We start from the raw sequence: 6,000 nt of genomic DNA on the forward strand, positions 1-6,000 counted from the left end.
TAACTCCGCCTTTCAGGAGCCCAGTTGTGCTCACTCGGTCCGGACCGCCTCGTACGGACGGCGGCGGGCACGCGGGCCGGTCGCAGCGCACGGCCCGTGCAGCGGAGTCAGACGCTCGGCGTTGCCCTGCCACCGTGGACTTCGACGGCGCCGGAGCCCTAGCAGTGGCTGAGCCCGGCGACGACGGCGTCGAGGTCCTGGCGTGTCCGCCCTGCACGGCTTCGTCAACGGCCTCGGCGGGAATCTACTTGAGCTACTGGGCCTGGTCGGCGTCGAGCCGAAACAGTGCTGTGCGCCGGCGGTGGTTGTGGGACGCACACAGGCGCGTCCCACAACCACCCTCCTCAGAGCAGACTCAGCGCCTGTTCGATACGGAGCACCAGTGGCGCGGCCGCGACAAAGCCGCCGGCACCCCACCCCAGGGCGGCGGGCAGTCCAACGCCGACTGCTGCCCCGATGATGCCGACTGTGAGCCCAGCGACGATGCCGATGAGAACTGCGATGATCACGGCCATGGCCTTCACCGTGGTCGATACGGGAGAATGCTGTGGGTTCATCGGTGTGCGCCCCCCACCTTTTCGATCACGGAGTGATCACTGGGCATGTGTACCTTCATAAGTGGGCCCCCTTGGCGGCTCGAAGAAGAGGATCCTGTCTGCTGGATTCCGGGCAAGGTTGCAGGCAGGCAGGGTTCTTGCCGTCGCCGGGGCTATGACGGTGTCCGTCGTAGCCCCGGCGTTCTCAACTGAAGCACACCGTTCAGGTGGTATGGCTGGCGGTGCGACAGGAGGCGCACCGTGCGGTCCCGCTGGACCGAAACACCTGGTGCACCCGTGATAGGCGAGTTAAAGCTTTGAGCGGCCTTTACCGAAAATCGCCGTTAGAACAGATGCAGGTGTGGCGTATGGGTCACATCAAGAGGACATTGAAGCAAGCCCGGATCACGACTGCGGGAACCGACGGACAGCGGCTCTGATCACGGCGTTTACCAGTCTCGGTCACTGCATCCGCGCGGGAGTGCATCACACGGGAAAGCATGCTCCGCAGGCTCGTGCTGCATTGCGCCCCTTCATGCTTGTGTGCGCCTGCCGTGCAATTCGCGGATCTCCGGAAACTCTCCGGCGGGTGCCGGCGCCCCTGCCACAACCCCACGTGCCGCTTCAGACCACGGCACGCCGACAGGCCAGTGCGGGCCGCGGCGACCGGGCCCGTCCCGCGCACAGGCCCTGCCCCGGACGGTACCGAGCAACCCTGACGCCGGAGGCGAGCGAGGACCCTGCCTCTGCCAGAGCGCCTCGAACTCGACGAACGCGGTCCGTCCTCCCTGACAACCTCGGCTGGCCCCGCTTTGTCGGGTGAGCCTGGATGGGCGAGGCAGGGGTCCACGAGCACCGCGCAGCCGAGGCCCAGCTTGTGGGGACGGCGGGGTTGGCGCTCTGGCTCCCGGTGGGACGTGCGCAGGGCCCTCGGCAAGCACACGCCTGCCGAGGGCCCAGCGCCTGTCAGAGTGCCGCGAACCCGACGAACGCGGTCCACGCCGTGGGGTCTACGGCCAGTGCGGCACGAGTTGTGTCCTTCGAGTCGCGGACGTGGATCCTGGCGGGGCGGACGGCGACCTCTACGCACTGGCCGCCATCACCCGCGCTGTAGCTGCTCTTGAACCATGCCAGGGCGTCGGTGGCCGGCCCCGCCTTTTCCCCGCTCATCTCTCTCCCAACAACTTCTCGATCAATGCCAGTGATTCTGTCGGAGTGTGGGCCTGCGCGCGAAGGATCCCGAACGTACGTTCAAGCTCCCGCACCTTGTGACGCTCTGCGTGTACACGGCTGTCGCCTTGTACCTCCGTGTACGCGATCCTGCGCCCATCCTTGGCCTCCATCAAGGTGAACGGTCCAGCGAGTCCCGCGTGTTCCTGGCGGGACAACGGCATCACCTGGATCACCACGTTGCGCTTCTCCGCGATCAGCATGAGGTGCTCCAACTGTCCTCGCCAGACTGCCTCTCCGCCGAGGGGCCGGAGCAGGACAGCCTCCTCGATCACAAAGCTCAGGTGCGGCGCCGGGCGTCGAGCGAAGATCTCCTGTCGCGCCAGCCTCGCGGCGACTCGCTGCTCCATGAGCGCTTCGTCCAACAGCGGCTGCCACATGGCGAACACCGCTCGTGCGTACTCCTCCGCCTGCAACAGGCCGTTGACCAACTGAGTGTCATACACATGCAGCTCGACCGCCTCGGCCTCTAACTTGGCCGCGTCCCGAAAGAACGCCGGATACTGAGCCCGAGCCACCTCCTCCTTGCTCGCGCTCAACACCCCACCCGCATCCAGCACTTCATCAGCCTGGTCGATGAACTTCGGCGGCGGAATACGTCTGCCCTGCTCGAACGACGCGATCGTCGAAGCCGAGTACCCGGTCAGCGACCCGAGCGCCGCTCGGTCCATCCCCGCCCGGTCCCGGAACAGCTTCAACTGCCGCCCGAACACGCACAACATGCCTGTTCCGACCTCGTACTCCGGCTGCTGAACCTCGTCGTCCACGTCGCAGCTCCTCCCGTACGACCACCACGGTCACCGGACTCCGCCCGCCCAACGCACGGCCCGGGAACCGGTCACGCCCAACATCACGTACAAGCGCACCGCCCACGTGTACAGCCCGCACCCGTCAGCACGTCGCTCCTGGTCAACGCTACGCAGGGTCCGCGACCGTTTACCTCATGAAGTCAGCAACTCCCCCGAACGGGCATATGCCACAACGCCTTGCACCCGAACGCGAGTTCGCCATGCGCTTTACCTCGACGCCACGCGGTGCCCGCCTCGCCCGCCGACTCGTCTCGCACCGCCTGAACGACTGGGGCCACCCGTACACGACCCCGGTCAACGAGACGCTCACCCTCATCACGGCGGAACTCAGCGCCAACGCCGTACGCCACGGCCACGTCCCCGGCCGGGACTTCCACGTCCACCTCACCCTGGCCGAGGACATCGTCCGCGTCGAGGTGACCGACACCCGCGCCGAGAAACGGCCTCCCGCCAGTCCCCCGGCGACCGACTCGCTTTCCGAGTCCGGCCGGGGCCTGCTTCTCGTCGCGGCCCTCGCGGACGATTGGGGCGTCAGCCCTCGCCGGGCCGCTCCGGGCAAGACCGTGTGGGCGAAGCTGCACGTGCGAGCCCAAGGCCACCCGCTCACGCACCGGGTGGCCCTTGAACCGACGGAACTCGATCTACTCCTTGCTACTGCTTCACTGCTGCGCGACGACCTCGGGTCGCGGCCGGAGGACGCCAGCCGCGGAGGTCGTCGTCCGTGAGTCCGTGCTCGCCCTGCTTCTGCTGGCGGTAACCGGCAAAGAAGTCCGCCGGGGACCCGCTGTAGAGCATGTCGAACCCGTTGTGCCACTGGGACAGCCACGGCTGGAGTTCCAGCAGGCCGGCGAGGAACGGCGTGATCTCCTCGGTGGACAGCGCGGTGTTGGTGAAGTACGTGGCGAGCGCCTGCGCCTGCTCCCGCTGGTCCCAGCCGGCCCACCCGTACAGCTCGGGGGTGGCGGCGTTGGTCTGCCCGTAGGAGATGAACCGCTCCTTGGGCACGTCGAGCTTGCCGCGCGCCCTCCAGTAGGACGGGCGGAAGAAGTCGGCCGAGGTGTACTTCGGCGGCACGGGGATGGAGTCCCGAATCTTCCGCTTGGCCTGCTCGTCGGGCGCGGCGTCCTCCTTGCGCTGGAGGTCCCACACCTCTTCCCAGTCGGCGCGCTTCTTCAGCCCGGAGGGCTTGTAGCGCAGGGCGGGGAGGAACGGCACGTGCTCGTCGGTGATCAGCTCGGCGACGACCTTGGCCAGCTCCTTGCGGGGCGAGTAGAGCTTGGCGACGGAGATGAAGTCCTCGTCACGGGAGAGGGCGTCGGTCAGACGGGCCAGGGTGAGGATGGTGGGCTGACCGTTCTCGTCAAACCAATGGTCGCGGTTCTCCATACGGTCGAGCAGCCAGGACCGGAGGGCCTTCTCCTGGAGCGCGTCCCAGCCTTCGGTGGCCCAACGGCGCTTGTACTCGGGGCGCTCGACCATGCCGATGGCTCGGTTCGACTCGATGGCGTCGATTCGCTTCTGGACGACCTCACGGTAGGGGGCGGGCCAGTGGGCGGGGATCTCGGTGATGGGCGTGGAGTTGTGCCGCTTGAACCACTCGTCACTGGCCTCGCCTGCGGCTACGCGGCGAGCGAGGACGATCTCGAAGGCGCGCTCACCGAGAGCGAGTTCGGGGATGCTGAGGTCGTCGGGGTCCTCGGAGACTCGGAGGTCTTCGGAGTGGAGGTTGTAGAGGGCGTAGACCTGCCAGTCCAGTTCTTCTTGGAAGGCGATCATGCGGGCTCGGGTGGAATGCCAGCGGGTCTTGGCCTCACGGAGGACAGCAGCAGTGGGCGTGGTCTCAGCTGCGACGGTTACAGGGCTGGCGGATGTCAGCCGTTGAGCCAGGGCATCGAGGGCGGTAGCCAGAATGGCGGGGTAGGCGACAGGGAGAGGAAAGTCCTGGAGCTTGGTTCCAGTGAACTCGTAGAACTGCTCCCAAGCCTCAGTCTTGATACCAGACTGATGTCCTTCAGTTCCCTTACTGTGGCTCACCATCTTCAACCAGAGCCCGGCTGTTGAGCTGTTGAGCAGGCCGAGCAGGCGCAAATACTCTTCCTCACTCGCCTCCTCCCGCAACTTAATCACTGGCGCATGACGGTTGAAGACTTTCCCACCCCGATCAAGAACGAAGTGCGCGTGGGTGGCCACCGCCGGAAACGTGATAGACAGCGATGAACGATGCCGCTCAGCGAATAGCATGCCGAGGTCGAACCAACGCAACCCACGGTCTTCCGGGACCCGGCCGAAATAGAGCCTCTTACGCAGACGGGTGCGGTACGTCCAGAGATGATTCATCGCTCCAGCACCGAGATCGCGGCGACTTCCATCCCATGAGCTGGGCATCAGAACCAGCTCATGGGAAGTGACGGAGTAGTCGCGCACCTCATCACCGGTCACGAAGGTGACAGAGTCTTCCATCAGGTTCTTGCGTGACATGAACGGAGCAGACACTAGATAAGCGTCATCTTCCAATGTCAGCACTGTCATACCAATGGCGGAAACGGAATCCGCCAAAGTCTTGGAAGTGGAAACCGCGATTCGGTCCACCATCTCCAGCCCGCCGTCGGTAAGGATCCACGGCTGCGAACTAAAGTACTCATCACGTGGCAGATCACTCACAGACACCCACTGGCTCACCGAACCAGGTTTGTCGATCTGCTCGACGATCGCCTGCCAGACCACACCTTTCGCAGGGTCGTCCGGCGCAGACGGTTCACCCTGCACGCTCCGAACAGTCCGGATGAGGGGCGATCGCCCGTCGCCTCCTCGCTGCCTGCCCACGAGAATGACCGTCGGTGTCCCATGCCCTGGAATATAGGCGCCCGAGGTGTCGATAACCTCGGTCAACTCCACGGCGTGCCCGAAGTAGCCTTCGATGAGCTGAGTTCCGAACTCCCGCTTCATAAACGAGTTCGCGGTGATCTGGCCGACCATGCCGTAGTCGCGCGCCTCAGCATCCCCACGCTTGGCCAGCTCAAAGAACCGCTGCGCGAACGGCACCGACAGCGCATACTTGCCCGCACACGCCGGATACAGCTCCCGGTAGAGAGCATTGAGCGTCTTATCCTTGACCGTGATGTACGGCGGGTTACCCACCACCACGTGATACCGCCCCGGCCGCAGGATATCCGGGTACTCGTGCATGTCCTCGGTGGCGTACTTGAACTCAGCCAACTCGTCCACGAAGTCTTGGTCCACCTCGTCGAACAGGTTGCCCTGCTGGGAACGACGAGCCTTGATCAGTGAATCCCCAACCGCCAAATGAATCGGCCACTCATACTTCCCCGCCTCCCAGGGCGATTTCAAAGTCGGGGTGATCTTGTAGGCGTGCAGGTCACGGCGGTGTGACGATGTTCTGTGGGCGCGCGACGTACGCAACGAAG

At 65.1% G+C, this 6,000-nt stretch carries 5 protein-coding genes; 1 reads left to right on the top strand and 4 read right to left on the bottom strand.

From position 1 onward, the window contains the following. Positions 1-344: 344 nt before the first annotated feature. The 3 genes from ACZ4SA_RS29965 to ACZ4SA_RS29975 all read right to left on the bottom strand — a co-directional run bounded on the left by ACZ4SA_RS29965 (position 345) and on the right by ACZ4SA_RS29975 (position 2,533). Positions 345-515, bottom strand: coding sequence for a hypothetical protein (locus ACZ4SA_RS29965; RefSeq protein WP_468280732.1), 171 nt, complete (start codon positions 513-515; stop codon positions 345-347). Between the two features lie 987 nt (positions 516-1,502). Continuing rightward, a complete protein-coding gene (locus ACZ4SA_RS29970; RefSeq protein ID WP_468280734.1) occupies positions 1,503-1,706 on the bottom strand; it encodes a DUF397 domain-containing protein in 204 nt (67 codons plus the stop codon). After that, positions 1,703-2,533 (bottom strand): helix-turn-helix domain-containing protein, encoded by an 831-nt coding sequence (locus ACZ4SA_RS29975; protein WP_468280736.1) that lies wholly within the window; start codon positions 2,531-2,533, stop codon positions 1,703-1,705. The genes ACZ4SA_RS29970 and ACZ4SA_RS29975 overlap by 4 nt, the downstream gene beginning before the upstream one ends. A 206-nt stretch (positions 2,534-2,739) precedes the next feature. On the opposite strand from ACZ4SA_RS29975, the gene ACZ4SA_RS29980 reads away from it, so the two are divergent. Continuing rightward, positions 2,740-3,300, top strand: coding sequence for an ATP-binding protein (locus ACZ4SA_RS29980; RefSeq protein WP_468280742.1), 561 nt, complete (start codon positions 2,740-2,742; stop codon positions 3,298-3,300). On the opposite strand, the gene pglX is transcribed toward ACZ4SA_RS29980, so the two are convergent. Beyond that, on the bottom strand, positions 3,227-6,000 hold a 2,774-nt coding region (gene pglX, locus ACZ4SA_RS29985; protein ID WP_468280738.1), incomplete at its 5' end, for a BREX-2 system adenine-specific DNA-methyltransferase PglX. The genes ACZ4SA_RS29980 and pglX overlap by 74 nt on opposite strands.

Source organism: Streptomyces sp. NPDC027962, from assembly GCF_055566095.1.